12 protein-coding genes are annotated in these 15,198 nt (G+C 67.1%); 5 read left to right on the top strand and 7 right to left on the bottom strand.

Features of this window, described 5'->3' with window-relative positions:
- Positions 1–242: 242 nt before the first annotated feature.
- The 3 genes from ACFV7Q_RS17505 to ACFV7Q_RS17515 all read right to left on the bottom strand — a co-directional run bounded on the left by ACFV7Q_RS17505 (position 243) and on the right by ACFV7Q_RS17515 (position 6,583).
- On the bottom strand, positions 243–5,537 hold the full coding sequence (locus ACFV7Q_RS17505; protein WP_385429248.1) for an NACHT domain-containing protein: 5,295 nt from the start codon (positions 5,535–5,537) through the stop codon (positions 243–245).
- A 146-nt stretch (positions 5,538–5,683) separates the two neighbouring features.
- Positions 5,684–6,031 carry an HNH endonuclease gene (locus ACFV7Q_RS17510; RefSeq protein ID WP_385429250.1) on the bottom strand — a complete coding sequence of 116 codons (348 nt, stop codon included), beginning with the start codon at positions 6,029–6,031 and terminating at the stop codon, positions 5,684–5,686.
- Positions 6,032–6,076: 45 nt separating this feature from the next.
- Positions 6,077–6,583, bottom strand: coding sequence for a hypothetical protein (locus tag ACFV7Q_RS17515; RefSeq protein WP_385429251.1), 507 nt, complete (start codon positions 6,581–6,583; stop codon positions 6,077–6,079).
- Positions 6,584–7,631: 1,048 nt separating this feature from the next.
- On the opposite strand from ACFV7Q_RS17515, the gene ACFV7Q_RS17520 reads away from it, so the two are divergent.
- On the top strand, positions 7,632–9,281 hold the full coding sequence (locus ACFV7Q_RS17520) for a PE-PGRS family protein (RefSeq protein ID WP_385429252.1): 1,650 nt from the start codon (positions 7,632–7,634) through the stop codon (positions 9,279–9,281).
- Here the strand turns inward: ACFV7Q_RS17520 and ACFV7Q_RS17525 are convergent.
- Together ACFV7Q_RS17525 and ACFV7Q_RS17530 are read right to left on the bottom strand one after the other, a co-directional pair.
- Complete coding sequence (locus ACFV7Q_RS17525; protein WP_385429254.1) at positions 9,211–10,053, bottom strand: PE-PGRS family protein; 843 nt, start codon at positions 10,051–10,053, stop codon at positions 9,211–9,213. The two genes, ACFV7Q_RS17520 and ACFV7Q_RS17525, sit on opposite strands and share 71 nt — an antisense overlap.
- A 64-nt stretch (positions 10,054–10,117) precedes the next feature.
- The gene (locus ACFV7Q_RS17530; protein ID WP_385429255.1) at positions 10,118–10,726 is read right to left on the bottom strand and encodes a restriction endonuclease; all 609 of its coding nucleotides are present in this window, start codon (positions 10,724–10,726) and stop codon (positions 10,118–10,120) included.
- Positions 10,727–11,054: 328 nt separating this feature from the next.
- On the opposite strand from ACFV7Q_RS17530, the gene ACFV7Q_RS17535 reads away from it, so the two are divergent.
- The gene (locus ACFV7Q_RS17535) at positions 11,055–11,984 is read left to right on the top strand and encodes a hypothetical protein (RefSeq protein ID WP_246042507.1); all 930 of its coding nucleotides are present in this window, start codon (positions 11,055–11,057) and stop codon (positions 11,982–11,984) included.
- A gap of 26 nt (positions 11,985–12,010) precedes the next feature.
- Here ACFV7Q_RS17535 and ACFV7Q_RS17540 read toward each other — a convergent pair whose 3' ends face one another.
- On the bottom strand, positions 12,011–12,832 hold the full coding sequence (locus ACFV7Q_RS17540) for a class I SAM-dependent methyltransferase (protein ID WP_385429257.1): 822 nt from the start codon (positions 12,830–12,832) through the stop codon (positions 12,011–12,013).
- A complete protein-coding gene (locus tag ACFV7Q_RS17545) occupies positions 12,829–14,142 on the bottom strand; it encodes a helix-turn-helix domain-containing protein (protein ID WP_385429259.1) in 1,314 nt (437 codons plus the stop codon). The genes ACFV7Q_RS17540 and ACFV7Q_RS17545 overlap by 4 nt, the downstream gene beginning before the upstream one ends.
- Before the next feature lie 158 nt (positions 14,143–14,300).
- On the opposite strand from ACFV7Q_RS17545, the gene ACFV7Q_RS17550 reads away from it, so the two are divergent.
- The 3 genes from ACFV7Q_RS17550 to ACFV7Q_RS17560 all read left to right on the top strand — a co-directional run bounded on the left by ACFV7Q_RS17550 (position 14,301) and on the right by ACFV7Q_RS17560 (position 15,154).
- Entirely contained in the window at positions 14,301–14,507 is a 207-nt protein-coding gene (locus tag ACFV7Q_RS17550) for a hypothetical protein (RefSeq protein WP_385429260.1), read from the top strand.
- Positions 14,504–14,863, top strand: a complete 360-nt coding sequence (locus ACFV7Q_RS17555; protein ID WP_385429262.1) for a DUF6415 family natural product biosynthesis protein — start codon at positions 14,504–14,506, stop codon at positions 14,861–14,863. The genes ACFV7Q_RS17550 and ACFV7Q_RS17555 overlap by 4 nt, the downstream gene beginning before the upstream one ends.
- 156 nt (positions 14,864–15,019) lie before the next feature.
- The gene (locus ACFV7Q_RS17560; protein ID WP_385429264.1) at positions 15,020–15,154 is read left to right on the top strand and encodes a hypothetical protein; all 135 of its coding nucleotides are present in this window, start codon (positions 15,020–15,022) and stop codon (positions 15,152–15,154) included.
- Positions 15,155–15,198: the final 44 nt, after the last annotated feature.

Below are 15,198 nucleotides of genomic sequence, written 5' to 3' on the forward strand. Positions count from 1 at the left end.
CGGACCCGCTGCTCGGTACAGCGCTCATACCGAGCAGCGTTCGGCTGCGACCGCCGCCGGGAGTCACGTAGCAGGACACGACCCACCCTCTGCGTGCAGAAGAGATGACACGCGGCGGTCTCATGGAGCCGCGCGACTGAATCAACCGCCTCACACACATGCACTGCGGCCAGGCCGGCTTGATTGGCGCTGAATGTGTCGTCGACCGCAAGACCCTTAAGAGTTCGTGGGAGGCGCTGAAATCACCGAGCGGCGTCGAGGAGATCCAGAACGGCGTATCTGATCGGTCGAGGTGTCATCAGGGGGTTGTCATGTAGTACGGAGTCGCTATAAGTGAGCGGTGCCAGGGCTGTGACTACGTCGACGGGAAGCCGGGTCGCGGTAGCCAGAATGCCGGCCAGAAGAACCTGTCGATGAAGTGGCTCACTGGATGCCGCGATGTAGGTGCGGTTGCGGGAGCCCCATGCCACCGCACTGGTATCCATGTTATCGGGGCTAATGATGGCGTCAATCACAGCTTCCTCAGCGTCGGGATCATTTCGGATGCGGTGGGCAGCGGCGTCGAGGAGATGGGGGCCAGCAAAGGTGACGGCTCGGCGCTGTAGACGCTCGGCGAAGCGCAGGATGAGGTCGGGCACTTGGGCGGCCGGGGCAAGATTGATCGTCACGGCGATGGCCTCGGGCCAGGTCCAGCCCAGCCGGTAGCCGCTAGCCGGCTCTTCTTGCACCTTGCGATAGAGACTGTGGGCGTGCGGGTCATCGGGCAGGAGCCGGGCCAAGGCGATGCGCCGCCAGCCGGTGACAGCCATATCGATATCGTCATCGCTGTTCAGTTGCCGTGACGGGTTGGTACTCGCTGGATGGACCAGAAGCTCCAGCAGGTCGCGGCGGTGGACGTCAGTAAGGCGGATTCTCTTCACCACGGTGAGAACGGGCTGGGGATCGTTCTCGGCTTGGGCTGCCTGGGCTGCATATTTGAGCAGGCACGGATCTTCCGGATTGGCTTCGGCGTACCAGGCAAACACACCCGTGTCTCGCAGGAGTTTAGGGTCGTCGTGCACGGCATTGTTCAGTGCGCGGTCGAGGCCCGGGTGGCTAATGGCGGCGTTCGCCAGAGCTGACCAAACGCCTGTGAGATCTGGCGGGTTGCGACGGAGTCGTCCAGCAAGGCGCTCGGGCAATCGGTTGTCGCTCTGGTCTTGCAGCGCCTTCCAGTGGCTGGCGATCAGGTCGGTCAACTGACGGTCGTAGCCGGACAGGGGATCGTCAAGTTCGACGGTGGCGGGCCGGCCGTCGTAGCGTTCCACAACGCCCTGTAGGAGGGTGACATCGTTGAGCAGGAGCATGATCGCCCAGGCAGTGCGGCGACGGTCATCGCCCGTCTCAAGATCGTGGGAGAGCATTTCAATTCGGCACTCGGAACGCAGGCGCGGGAGTGCCTGTTGCTGGTGTGCGTGCTGCGTCGTGGCGGAATCCAGGGCGCCATCAGCGGTCGGCGCCGTGGAAGAGACGGAGGCGAGCCCGCGGGCGAGCGCCGTACCGGCAGCCCGACGCACGGGACCTGATGTGTCGTGGCGCCAGTCCTTCAGCAGTTTGATCACGATGCCCGCGTCGATGCCGCGCCGTGTGAGCTGCCGGGCGATCAGCATCCGTAGGGAGGGTGGGAGGGGGTTGAGCAGGGACGTCGCCTCTGCGACGATCTGCACGGCTTCTGGACTGCTGACCGGGCCGTAGCCGATCAATACAGCACCAGCCTCGGGAGAGGCCCCGCTCAGACACTGGCGGGCGTAGACCAAGACCTCGGGGACTTCTGGCCACGCCCCGATGATCCAACCGCGCGCGGTGCCAAAGTCCTCGCTCGGCACCGCGTCAAGGCACAGGCTGGCTAGAGAGCGTGCATCGTGACGTACCAGGGCGCGTTCGGCCTCTGTGCGCTGGAACGGGGAGGGTTCGCCCCGTGCGGCGTTCTTGCAGTCGATCCAGAGTCTGCCCAGGGCGGCGATAGCGTGCTCGAGGTATTTCTGGGGGCGCTGTTGGATCAGCTGGACCAGACGCTCGATTCCTCGCTCGGGCCCCAGGACTGCCGCGACGACCTCCACAAAGGGCACCGCTTCCTCAGCAGGCCCGTTGATCTTGCGTAGCAGTGCTTCTCGGGCGGTGGGGTCATCGCCGTAGTGGTGTTGCAGGGCCCGCGCCGCCGTAGCTGTGCCGAAGGCGGCGTCGAGCGCGTCGATCAGGTGGTCGCGGACTTGGTCAGTCCTGGCCAGCCGAGCCAGGTTATAAGCGTCGTCGCCGAGGTGGGCGGCCTCGCGCAACAGGCGCGTCTGAGCGGCGTCGCGGATGGTGAGCTCATCCGCCCAGCTTGCAGGCGCGTTGGCCAGGGCATAGGGGAAATACTCGTCGGAGGCGATTTCGCGGGCCACCCATCTGACCGCCTTCGGGTCGTGCGGGAACGCGGTGAGCAGCACCCACCAAGCGAGCTCCCGCGATCCGGGAGTGCCGGGGTGGCCTGGGGTGCCCGACAGGATGTCGAGGCAGAGGTCTCGCACGGGCTCATCGTCCCGGGCCGCTTCGCTGACCATCTCCGCTATGACGAGGTCCCAGGCCTCCCCTACCGAGTCCCGTTCGAGCAGGCTGAGCAACCGCTGGCGGTCGTTCTCATCCCAGGCGGGGGCTGAGGTATCGCCCTGAAGCGCCCGGTGTGCGCGCAGGGCGACTGCCCAGATGCCAACGGCTCCCTGTTTCAGGCCCCAAGAGACCAGCTCCGTCGTCTGGGGGTGGCCGGGCCAGCCGGTGACCAGTGCTTCGAGTGCGGCGGCTTGGGTGCGGGTCTCGCTTCCTGAACGGACCACCAGGGCCAAGGCTTGCGCCACTGCCTCGGAGCCGCTCACGCGTTGGGCAATAGCCTGAGCGGAGGCGTGCTTGACGCTGGAGGACGGATGCTCCAAAGCCCGCAGCAAGATCGCCTCAGCGTCTGGTACGGCGATGTCCCCGCGGCGCAGAGCCCAGTACGCGCTCGGGTCGTCCGTGGTGGCTATGGCTTTGCGCGCGAACCATGGCAGCAAGACTCGACTCGCGGTCGTATCGGTTAGGGCGCCGGTGAGGGCAGCGACTAGACGCGCCCTATGGGGCATCCAGGGGTGGCGTTCGACGCGGTCGCAAAGGATCCGGGCGAAGCGTGTGGCATCGCGGGGAAGCATACGGACACCAGCTGCCAGAGCCTCTGCGACCAGCTCATGGCCGGCCATTCCTTCTGGTGAGTGCTCCGGCCCTGCGCTGGTGGCCGTCTGCAGCAGGTCGGCAACCTCGCCTGGGCGTCCCTGGCCGGCCAGTAGAGCAAGGAGCACATCGCGCCAGGAACGGCTGCCCACTCTGGATCGGACGATTTCCCTCTGATCGGCCAGGGGTAGGGTCGTCAGGTGCTCAGCGGCGAGCTGTTCGGCGACGGCGCGATGGACAAAACCCAAGGTGCCGGCTCCCTGAGCGACCAGGATGCCGAGATCGCCTTCGGCTGTCTCCATGATCTGCGGGGCCAAACGGCGGGCATCCGCAGGGTCGTAACCGAGCAGGTCGTCATCGCACAGTGCCCGGACCACGCTAGCGCGCCACACGCGGATGCTGGCAGCAGGCCCTGTCTCGGCCTGACGCAGTTCGTAGGCGACAGCGGCCAGAACCTGGCGAATTTCCCGGGTGTCCAGTCCGTTGCCGGATCGGCGCATATCCCGTCTGCGGACTGCAGGGTGCTCCTCGACCAGCACATCGACCAGCCGTCGTTGGGCTTCCATACGCCGTGTGGGCAGCGGCCCATTCGACCACATCCCAGCCAGCATCAGCAGGAACAGCGGCACGGTAGCCAGGGTGCTCAAGTCGGCTACGGCCTTAACCTCATCCAAGAAACGGTCAGCGGTGTCTGTTTTGAGCCGTTGCGCGGCCCCGCTCGGGCTCTGAGGGTCTTCAGATGTAGTTAGCTCGGCCAAACCGGCCCTGGCGAAAGCGGCCCGTGCCATGCGCTGCTGCTGAGCTTCGGACAACAGAGCCAGGTTCCCCACACGCCAGCCGGCCAGTGCCATCAGACGGCGCAGAGCATAGGGGCGGCTGGAAACGATGGCATCAACATTGCGGCTGCGGATGAAGTTTTCAAGGAGGGTCAAGGCAGGGTGGGCGCTGTCCTCGTCAGTCCATTCGTCCAGGCCGTCGACTACCAACAGCAACCGGTCGTCGGCCAGGGCGCGTGCGACCAAGCTGTGCAGGTGCTGCGCTGAGTATCTAGTGAGCCAGGCCCGGACAGCGGACTCAATCGACCGCTCCGCGTCCTCTTTGAGGTATTCGCAGAGGAATGAGAAGGGAAGCCACACCGGCAGACTCGAGCCGAACTTGCCGGCCAGGGCTGATGAACGGGGCGACTCATCCAACAGGTCGGACACGACGAAACGCAGTAGTCTCGATTTGCCTGCACCGGGCCCGCCGACCACAACCGACAGATCGCCGGCGGCCAGCCACTCGTCGCAGGCCCTGCGAGTAACGTCCGGTCCACCCAGGTCCTCCTCGACTCGGTTGAGTTGGAGCATGCGGTCCACGGCGGGCACCTCGTCCCGCCCCTGCCAAGAGAGCTCGCTCCCGAAGGTCTTCTCCCCTGTGCGTACCGAGTCCTCGTCGCCATCTCTGAGTGGGCGGTGCCCGACCGTGTGATCGTCCGCCTGAATCTGATAGTCCTCAGTGTCCGCACGGCTGCCGACCGCGGAGTCCCCGCCGCTGTCGGTGATGTCCAATGTGATGTACTCAAGCGGTGCAGGCGCGTGCGTGGACATGGCCGGGTTCAGGAGCACTGCCCCGGTGTCCTGCAAGGCGAAGGATGCTCGATAAAGGCTGCGCAGGCGGGTACGCAGTTCAGTAACGTCCTGACCAGACATTCTGTCTGCCAGTGTCTCCGCTGCCTCAGGGCCACAGAACCGGGCTACCCATGATCGACCGAAGAAGTCGTCAACTACCTCGGGCAGTTGGCGCAACTGGTCGCTGACCGACTCGCGTCCCCAACGCTCAAGCCGGATCCCCTTCTGCTCCAGCCTGTCCGCCTGACGGTTGAGCTCCTCGGCCAGCTTGATGGGACGCAGGGCATGGGTGGTGGCATAGACGAATACTTCCGAGCGCTCGGCCCAGGAACCTCTCAGGAACTTGTCCACCGCTTGGACAATTTTCGCCGGACTGAGCGTCTTCACGTGCTTCGACTGAAGGGTCGTGTAACGACGCTCGGGATCTGTCGAGGAGCGTGCGTCGGTCTCGCGGGTGTTGCGGACGAACAGGTCAATGCCTTCTTGGCCCTGCCCTGGCGTTCCGTACAGCTCCGCGCACTCCGCCCGTCCGCTGCGTTCCGCAAGTCGCAGAAAAAGGCGTTCCACATCCGGCCACGGAAGCTGGTCCAACGGCAGGTAGTCGACCTTGGTGACAACGGGCGGCGCAACGCTGCCAGACGGAGGAACGTGCAGGGCGGGAGGAACCTTTCCCGACGACCGCACCACCACACCGCTCTTTCCCGCCACGATCAGTATCTTCGCACGATGCCCTCAACGACACACGCGAAAGGACGAGCACGCCGGCCGACGCACTGGCATTGCCCATGGCACGACGGCACAGCCGGCCATGGCGGCGGAGGCATCGTCAAGGTGCCTGTCATCGCGCCTCCGTCTCAGTCCAAGAGAGCGCCGCCACGCTCATCGCCGGTCCAGCGCCGACGATGGTGGCGCACGAAATCGAGGTCGATGAAGTGCCATCGGTGGAGCCGGATCCGCTCCCCGGGTCGGCCTGTCACGGTGTCGACGACTTCGAGGTCGTCGGTCAGAATCCGTGCGCCCGCGTCGAAGAGGACATGACAGTTCGGACAGAGACACAACAGGTTCTCGACCACGTCGGGGCCGTCGTCCTCCCTCGCCCGGATGTGGGCGGCTTCGCTGTACCGGTGGCGAGGTGAGGGCAGTACCAACACAGCCGCGCACATCTGGCACTGGTCCTCGTACCACTCCTTGAGTTTGCGCACGCTGCTGCTGCCGGTCGCCTGCTGCTGTCCGTGGCGGCCGCTCCCTCATGGCCGCGAGGAGCCGTGTTCAGGTTGGACCGGGCGGATCGGCGCGGCTTGCCCTTCCTCCGGCTCGATGTCGGAAAGCGTCTCGTCCAGGTCCTTGATGAACTGCTCCACCGCGCTGCGGTCCATCGCGGCGAGTTCTGCAGTGTCCAGGACGGCACGGCGGGTCAGCGACCAGGCGGACTCCACGTGGGCACTGTGGATGGCGGTGCGTTCGGTGGTGGCGAGTGTTCCCGCGATGCGGGAGACGTGATCGCCGATCCGGACGAAGAAGTCGGCGTGCTGATCGGGAAGGTCCTCCCAGTGATGTACGGCCGTGCGGATCATGTGCCACTGTCGGCGCGCACGGCGCGTGTAGGTCAGTTCGGGCCGGGTGTTGAAGGCCCAGCCGTATGCCGCTGCCAGCTCGTGGCGCCAGCTGCCCGGCTCCGGGTCCGTGCACCGGGCAGGCACTGAGCGGCGGGAGAAGTGCTGGAGGCGCGAGTACGTGGCCGCGTCGGTCGCCAAGAAACCGCGCCACTCCCGCGCAGACACCTCCCACAGTGACCCGAACTGAGGTCCGGGCCTGCCCGACCGGTAGCGTCCAACTCCGCGGGGCGGCAGACTGTGCCGGCCGTCCCACGCCTGCCGTATGGGCCCTTCCAACGACATACTGATACGGGAGCCCCCACGACCTGCAGTGAACGGTGAACCCGTCAGGAGGAAGCTGGGCGCACCGACGCCAGCCCTCTCGGCACGCCGGGTTGCGTGGCAGGCCGCACCCAGCAGTCTGCGGTTTGTCACATCGTGGTGCAGTGCCAAAGGAGCCGACTCGCCGAGAAGCCAGTGAAGGAGACCATGCAGCGAATCGCCCTCTGAACCATCCCGCCGCACATACCGTCACCGGGGCGCTCGGCCACGAAGCGATCGAGACCGCAGGGGCCACGGCCGCAGACCACCAGCTGACCGCCGCCATGTAGAGGTCTGCCGGATGGACTCCTACAGAGCCCGCTTCACTCTGCGCCATATCCCCCAGCGGCCCCCGGAAGAGGGTTTCATTCTCCGTCACAGCCCCGCCCCTATCTCGGCTCCGCTCCGCGGCGCCTGCCGTACAGCTGCGGATTCTCCCTCACACCTCTGACACGGCTGGCAGCTGGTATCAGGGAGAGAAGCGTCGTCGAGACCGCTCCCCTGCTGCCGAGGCGCAGCCCGAGTGCGCGCCCGCCAGACCAAGATCCGGCCCATTTCCCGACCAGCTCCCACCCGAGAGCTGCATGAAGCACCGTTTTCCCTGTTCAGTGCGGGTGTGACTGCGGTACCGCCAGCCGACCAAGAACCTGCTGCGGTCAGCAGCCCAAGATCCAGGTCTCATGCGCGTGCGAAGATCGGCTTCTCCCACTGCCGTTGCTGAGGTCAGCAACGGCGGGACCTCATCCACGAAGACTCCTGCCAAAAGGGCGCCGCCATCAGCGGGGTGGGGAGTCACGATGATGATGACGACGCCACCTTATGGTGACTGGTATCTGGGCTGCCAAACGACTTGAATCGGCATGAGGAGAGACGGTACGACGATCGCATGCACCGTTGGACGCCGCTCAACGATCGCCAGCTTGCCCTCCTCACACGCATCGGAGAGGGCACTGCACCCGTCACCTCTGACTTCCCGGACCTCGCCCGCACCGCACGGGTCCTGAAAGAGCGGGGCCTCATCACCATGCCGCAGGAAGGTGGGCGATGGAAGGCGGAGATCGCCGAGGCGGGGCGGTTCTACCTCCAGCACGGCCATCACCCAGACCGGCCCGAACCCACGCCACGGAGGACCCGTACAACGGCGGCCGCCACTGCTCCCCAGGAGCCTGAGCCTCCGGAGCCCGAGACTCCAGCCAAACCGAAACCTCGTGTTCAGCGTGTGCCCAAGGCTCGGCAGCCCTCCCTAGCGGACATCGGGTCGGCCTTGATCGCGGAGGTGCAGCAGGCCGGGCGCTTCCTGCGCATCCCAGATCCGGGTGAGGCGGAGCGGGCTCGGTACCGGCGGGCCTTCGATGCCGCGAGGCAGTGCCCTCCTGCCGGGTACCACCTGAAGTACACCGGGCGAGCCAAGGGGGACATCTGCTTCGGGCTGCTGCGAGTGAGCGGCCAGGATGACACAGAGTGGAACCGCATCAGGCTCGCGCGCAGCAGGACTCTGACCGACATCGACGATGTAATCGCCGCGGTCGAGAAGGACCACAGTGCCTTCGAAGTCTCAGAGGAGGTTCTCCCCCGGGCTCTGTCACTGCTCCGGCTGTTCGCCGAGCGGGCCTTCGCCCTCCATGGTGAGATCACGGTGTCCAGAAAGCGGAAGCAGCCGCGGCCGTTGCTCACTGTCCATGGCATCACGTACGAGATCAGTTTCCGTGAGCGGCAGCGACAGGTCCGGTACGTGCCCAAGCAACCGGGCCTGCGCACGTACGACTGGCAGCGAGTGACGCCAGCGCACCGGTTCGAGCCCTCCGGGGAGCTCGAGTTGCGCCTCGGCATCAACAAGGAGTGGGCCGACACAGACAGGAAGCGGCTGGAAGACCAGATCGACGAGGTCTTCAAGGTGCTGAAGGCCCGTGCGCAAGAGCAGGAGCGGGCCAGGCTGAAGTACGAGGCGGAACAGCGCCGCCTGCGGGAGGAACGCGAGGCGGAGCAGCGTCGGCTACAGGAGGAGCGCGCGAGGCAGGAAGCCGAGCGCCAACGGCTGGAAGCGGAGAAGCGGCAGAGTCGTCAGGAGAATTGGGAGGCCGCGGTCAGCGTGGCTTCGATCAAGGCGGTGGACGCGGCGCGAGCCGAGACGTTCGGGACGGCGCTGGACCAGTGGCGAGCCGCCGGTGAGATGCGGGCCTTCTGCGACGCGCTGGACGAGGCCGCGGATCAGGCGGGTGACCCCGTCGAGGCAGGGAGCCTTCGGGAGTGGTCGGCGTGGGGGCGGTCAGAGGCAGACCGGCTGGATCCCGTCCTGAGCCGCAAGGGGCTGCGCGGGCGGAACTTCCACGCGGAGCCGACGGGTGACCAGCTCCGTCCGTTCCTCGACGGCTGGCACCCGCATCGTCCCGAGAAGGAGAAGCCGTCGGCGAAGCCCGGGCCGGCCCAGCCGGAGGTGCGGCCGGAGGCAGAGCGCTCGCGGGCGTTCAGCGACGAACGTCTGGACCAAGGCTGGAGATATGGACGCCCAGGTCGCGCTCAATGGTGGAGGCGATGACGCCGTGGCCCCGGTCGCGGAGCGCCTTCACGGCACGCTCGACCAGTTCCCCGAGTCGTAGCACTTCCTCCCTCAGGGCCACCAGTTCGTCGTGGCGCTCTGCCTTCTCCTGTCCGCACCATTCCCGCACCGTGCGCAGGGCTTCCTTCTCCGCGTCCAGCTTCCGGTCGTCCCGGCGCTGGTAGCCGTACCAGCGAGATCGGTCACGTTCCTCTTCCATGGCCTGTTGGCGCTGGTCGACCTCCAGGAGGATCTCGTCGGCCAGCCGCTGGGCGGCTTGGCGTGCGATCCGTTCGGTGATCGGCCAGCCCGCAAGGAAGCAGCCTTTGCGGTCCTCGTGGAGCATGGGGTCGTTGCGCAGTTGGGCAGCGTCCATGCCGACGAGTGGCGCGGTCTCGTCGAGGTGTCCGAGCTCCAGGACGCCCGCGTCGGCTACCGCCTTGCGTAGGCGTAGTCGGCCCTTGGGCCGGACGAAGCCGAGGATCATCCGGGCCGCCTCGAATTCGGCGCTTCCCCGCACTGCCCTCGATGCCTCCGCCAGGGCCAGCTCCGCCGCGTCGTCCGCCCGGAAGGAGTCCACGTCAGCCCAGAGGACGAGCAGACAGCTGGGGCTCACCCATTCCTGGAGGCCGGCCGCGTCACCCTCCAGGAAGCGCACGTGGACGCTCCCGGATCTGCCGGCGCCGCCCACTCTGACGATCTCCACTCGGCGCAGTGCACCACACAGTTCCTTCGGCCTTGCTCGATAGGCCCAGTGCTCCCCGATCTCCATGGGTCCATTGAGCCAGTCCGACGACTCCTGGAGGCCGTCAACGGAAGAATCCGGGGCTCTCCGGCTATCCGTACGTCTTCTTCCGGCGGGCGCGGTGTTGGCGGTCTCCCTGGCCGGAGCCGTTGACAGAGGCGAGGGCGGACAGTGCGGCGCCGTTGTTCCACAGGCCGAGGTGGTCGCGGTGGACGGCCATGACGCCGTTCTGCACGGCGCAGCGCTCGGCGGGGCCGCTGAAGTAGGTGGTGGTCACGAAGATCGCGACGTCGGCGCCGAAGTGGACCTGGGAGCCGAGGAGGTTGCGGACCTCGCTGTTGGAGATCTTCCGCTTCGGGTTGTAGCGCTTGCACTGGATCACCATGGTCCGGCCGTCGGGAAGTCGTCCCCGGACGTCCGCGCCGTCGTCGTGCGAGCGACCGACCCGGCGCACGTCGGTGCATCCGTCCCGTCGGCACAGGCCGGCCACGAACTCCTCGAAGTCCGTTCCGTCCATCGCGTCGACTTCGGTGAGCGTCCGGTGGCCAGTGTTGACCGCGTCCTGATGGCGCCACGTCCGGTCACGGGTGCGGAGGAGCCGGTCGGTCTTCCACAGCCACCAGCCTCCCGCGGTCACCGCCCCGATGACCAGAGTCCCGACGAGGTAGGGCCAGATCACGGCCCATGACGACGTGAGCACGCCGAGGACAGCGATACCTCCGACGGCTCCCGCAGCGAGCCGGTCGTCCCTGCGCTTACGCCGGGACGACCGACGCTTCGGCTTACAAGCTGCCACCCGTTTCCTCCCCCTGGTGTCGGCCGCCAGTGTGGGTGAGGAACTCCATAGGCGTAAGAGCGCCTGTTGGCCATGGCTCATCTCCCCGCAGCAGGGCCCCGATACTGGCCGTTTCAGAATGAGGTTCGCCCTCGTGCGAGGTCAGCAGAGAGGGCTGTCGACCGTGCTGTTGATGGAACCGGCATCAGTCGCGAGGCAACCACTGTCGGTGATGGGTGGCATGCTCGCAGCCATGAGTCTGAACATCTCGTTACGGGCGCGGTGGGGCCGGCGCGCACGGCGCTGGGGCGACGAGGCGATAGCGGAACTCCGCGCCGACCTTGATCGGCTGGGATACGGATGGTGGCCCATTCCACCGCGACTGAAGGTAGCTCTACGGCACACGTACGCAGCGGAAGTCCCGTGGTTCGTCTTCATGCTCGCTGCGACCATGCTTGCCTATCTCGCGGTCGCGTACTTCGTCATCGTGCTGGGCCTCTACCGCGAGCACGACCCGCCTTGGCGCTGGGCCGCGGCGTGGGCAATTACGGTCACGTTGCTCATGAAGCTGTGCGTGAAGACGAGAGGGGCCGGTCTGCCGTTCGTCCGCAACCTGCTCACCTTGGAGTGCAAGGCAACGATCAGAGCCTGCTCCGAGGCGTATGGCGCCAGCCATGCTCAGCGGGCGGAGAAGTTGTCCGCGGTTGGGACGGCGTTGCGCCGCCTTGAGGGGGACGTGATGCGGGCCCATCGCCGTTCCGGGACCGTTGCCTTCCTGTCCCCCCGGCGCCGAGAGCTGAAGGTCCACGCCGGTCAGGTGGTCGCCAAGCTACGCGAAGCAGAGGCCACCTTGGGACACGATGATCACGCGGCGGTGCTCAGCGAGATCGCCGGTCTGGCCGCGACGATCGCCGAGCAACATGTGGCCGGCCACATCGGATCTCTCCTCCCCAAGCCTGCGCTGGAGGGCAAGCAGCCGGTCCGCGACCGAGAGGTGCTCCGTGTAGCTGCAGCTGTCGTGCTGATCGCCGGGGGCGTCGTCGGGCTGGCCTTCCTCGGCCTTCCCGACATGGCAACGGTTGCCGCAGGAACCGCTTGGGCAGTGCTGATCATGATGGCGCTGTTCGGCAGCAACTGGGCTCGCTACCTCCCCATCCTCGACCTCTTCAAGCCGGGCCCCTGAGCGCTCCTTGGGCGGAAGGCCGCGGCCTACGCGCCCGCCGCGCGACAGACCAGGATTCCGCCGAGACAGGTGATTCGGAACGCGCCCTCTGTCCGGATGGTCTCGCCTACCCTTTCGCGGGCCCGTTCGATCGTTTCCTTGAACGGCACGCCCATTTGGTCGGCCCATGCCTCGTACGAGGCCAGATGGGCGACCACCGGCGCGGCGTCGGTCACCTCAATCACGCCTGGGAGAGGGATGGTGCGGACATCATCGAAGACGGCGTCCAGGATGACCGGGGCGTCTTCCAAGGTGAAGCGGGCTGAGAGCTGGACGCGTGCCGGTCCCTCAGCGACGCCGAGGACGTCGCCAGCGGCTCGTCTCCAGAGGTCCTCCAGTTCCTGCTTGTCCGTCCGGCTGTTCGTGGACGCGATGGCAATGCCTCCCTGGGCCAGGACACGACCCAGCTCTTGGGCGGCTCGGGGCTGGTCCTCGACGTGGTAGAGCATGTGCATGGCCAGTACTGCGCCCAAGGCCCCGTCCGCGATCGGGAGTCTCTGCGCGTCGCCGGCCACGGCACCGGCGACGTCTGCCACGATGCCGGGAGAGATGTCCATGGGGAGAACGGTCAGGTCCGGCCGGTCGGCGCGGACCCGCTGTACGAACTTGCCGTTGCCGCAGCCCACGTCCGCAACTGCCCCACGGACGCCGACCAGCTCGTCGACGACGATGCCGGGAAGGTCGTGTCGCGGGGTCTGCCACTGGTAGAGGGACTGGCGGGCGGCAAGGTGCTGGCCGGTACCGTACGCCCGGGTGGAGAGCAGGTGCCGGTCGGTCACCGAAGGGTCGTTCGTGGGCTGGGTGGTCATCGCGGCTCCGTGGGTGTGCTGACGAGAGCGGGCCGGTCGGTTACCTCGCGGATGCGCTCCCGAAGATCGATCACCGGCCGTGAGTCACGGTACGGCCCGCTGCCGATGAGCGTGCCCAGTTTGCGAAGCCTGATGGTGATGCTCGCGGTGTACTGATCCGCGCCGAGGACCGCGGCGAGTTCGATACCGGCTCCTTCCACTTCGCCGCTCGCCAGGTATGCGGTCGCCAGGTCCAGATGCGCGGCGTGCAGGTCTCCGGAGGACCTGTCGCCTTCAGCCCCGGCCTGGTACAGCTCCACCGCGCGGTTGGACGCCGCTATCGCCCGCTGGACTTGTACGTCCCCGTCGATGGCAAGCAGCGTGGTGCCCGTATAGGCCCACTGCTTGGCCTCGGGGAAGGCGAAGACGCCTGGCAGTTCATCTCGTTCCGCGCTGCTGCGGGCCTCATGGGCCAGTGCGAGGGAACGCAACGCGCTGCGGCCGTCTCCGTGGGCTGCGAGGGCACGGGCCTCCAGGCTCAGCATTCGTGCCGTGAGCGTTCCTGAGCCCGGCCCTCGCCCGTCCTCGCGTCCGGCCCGTGCCAGATCTGCGGCTCGCCTGTAGTCGCCCGTCCAGTAAGCGGCCAGCGACTGGAACGAGCGGGCCCAGGCTCGCAGTCTCGGGTGTTCCGCGATTTCCGCGCACTGCACCACCGTCCGCGCATGGGTGGAGGCGGAGGGCTGGTGGCCGAGGTCGAGGGACACGTGCGCCGCGAGGCCGGACAACCATCCTGCGAGCACGTACAGGTGCCGCGTCTGACCAGGATGCTGGCGTCCCTCGAGTAATCGGAACACGTCCGTGCGCAGGGAGCGGATCTCCGGGACCAGCAGGGGCAGGGGCCGGCTGACGAAGTCTCTGGCGAGCCGTTCCACGTCGGCATCGAACTGCTCCAGCACCAACCCATTGACGTTGGTCGCGGCTGCGTGTCGGGCGAGCCGGGCCGACAGCTCGGTGTCGGCGTAGAGGCTACTCACGTCGTCGGCGGGCGCCGACGAGGCGTCCTGCCCGGAGGCTGCGCCTGTTGCCTCCCCCTTCGGGCGCAAGCCCAGCTCTGCCTCGCTACCGACCTGGAACACCGCGCACAGCGCGGCCCGGTAGTCGCCTGAGGGCCAGGTGATCGCTCCGCGCTCCAGCCGGGAGATCCAGTTCGCATCGAGCTCGGGGTCACGGCCCGTGGCCGCCTGGACCTGTGCGCATACCCGCTGGGCCGCCTGCGCCTGTGTCCATCGCTGCTCGCGCCTCAGTCGGCGCAGGGTCTCGTTCGCCATCATCCCGCCGTCCGCTGGTCGAGTTGGGCGCCCGGAAGCCTAGCGGGATTCTGCCTAGCTCGTGCCTACAACGTGCCTAGCGGAATGCCCTGTTCGGGGATCCGTTCGCCGGAGTTGACTGAACTCCATCCCCCGCTCAGACAGCCCCCGGGAGAGCCCTCGTGATCACCCACGCAACTACGGTCCGGCGCGACATCACGGACAACCACGGCGAGCAGCAGGCCACGCTGCCGATCGCGCTGCACCGACTCGACGGCACCACCGAGACCACGACCCTGGTCCTCACCCCCGCCGAGCTGGAGGTCCTGGACGCGCAGGTGGATCGGGCGATCGGGATGCGGGAGGCGGGTGCGGGACACCCGGCATGACGACCAAGGCCGCCACCCCGGCACCGGTACACGCGGCCACCATGCGCACCCTGTGCGTCCGTGTCCTCACGCCCAACACCTACCGGATACAGGGCGGCACCGTACAGGAGGCCACAGCCCTTCTGCACGGCTACCTCCAGCTCCTGCTCTGCGAGCGGGACGGTGGCAGCCAAGCCTGTACGGACGCCGGGCTCCTCCTGTTGCACGGACCCGGTGAGGGGCGGCTCGGGGCTTGGATTCACATGCGGGCTCTCGCCCGCGTCTGTCGAGTCCTGCTGGTCGAACGCCAGGTGTCGCGGAATATCAGCGCCGCCGACCGGGCCCCGCAGGACCCGGACCTGGTGGTGACGCAGTGAGGCAGCGGATCGCCGTGATCGTTTACGTGATCCTCTGCAGTGCCGTCGTCGGCAGTCTCCTTTCCGCCACCGAACACTGACCACCCGCCGCTTGCAGCGGCGGGGCACGGCGGCTGCATCCGCACCGTCGAGAAACCGAAGTGATGGAGGCACGTCATGAACCGACCCAAGCCCCAGACGAAGCCGAGCGCGCCCGTGACCGCGGAGGCGGTCCGCCGGCTCCAGCAGCGCGTGACGGCGTTCGCCGCCACCGGCGTCACCCACAACTCCCCGACCACCTACCACCGGTAGGTCCTGCTGGTCCGCAGACAGGTGCGGAGGGGGACGTCCGCTGT

The organism is Streptomyces sp. NPDC059851 (assembly GCF_042732005.1).
In the GTDB taxonomy this organism is placed as follows: domain Bacteria; phylum Actinomycetota; class Actinomycetes; order Streptomycetales; family Streptomycetaceae; genus Streptomyces.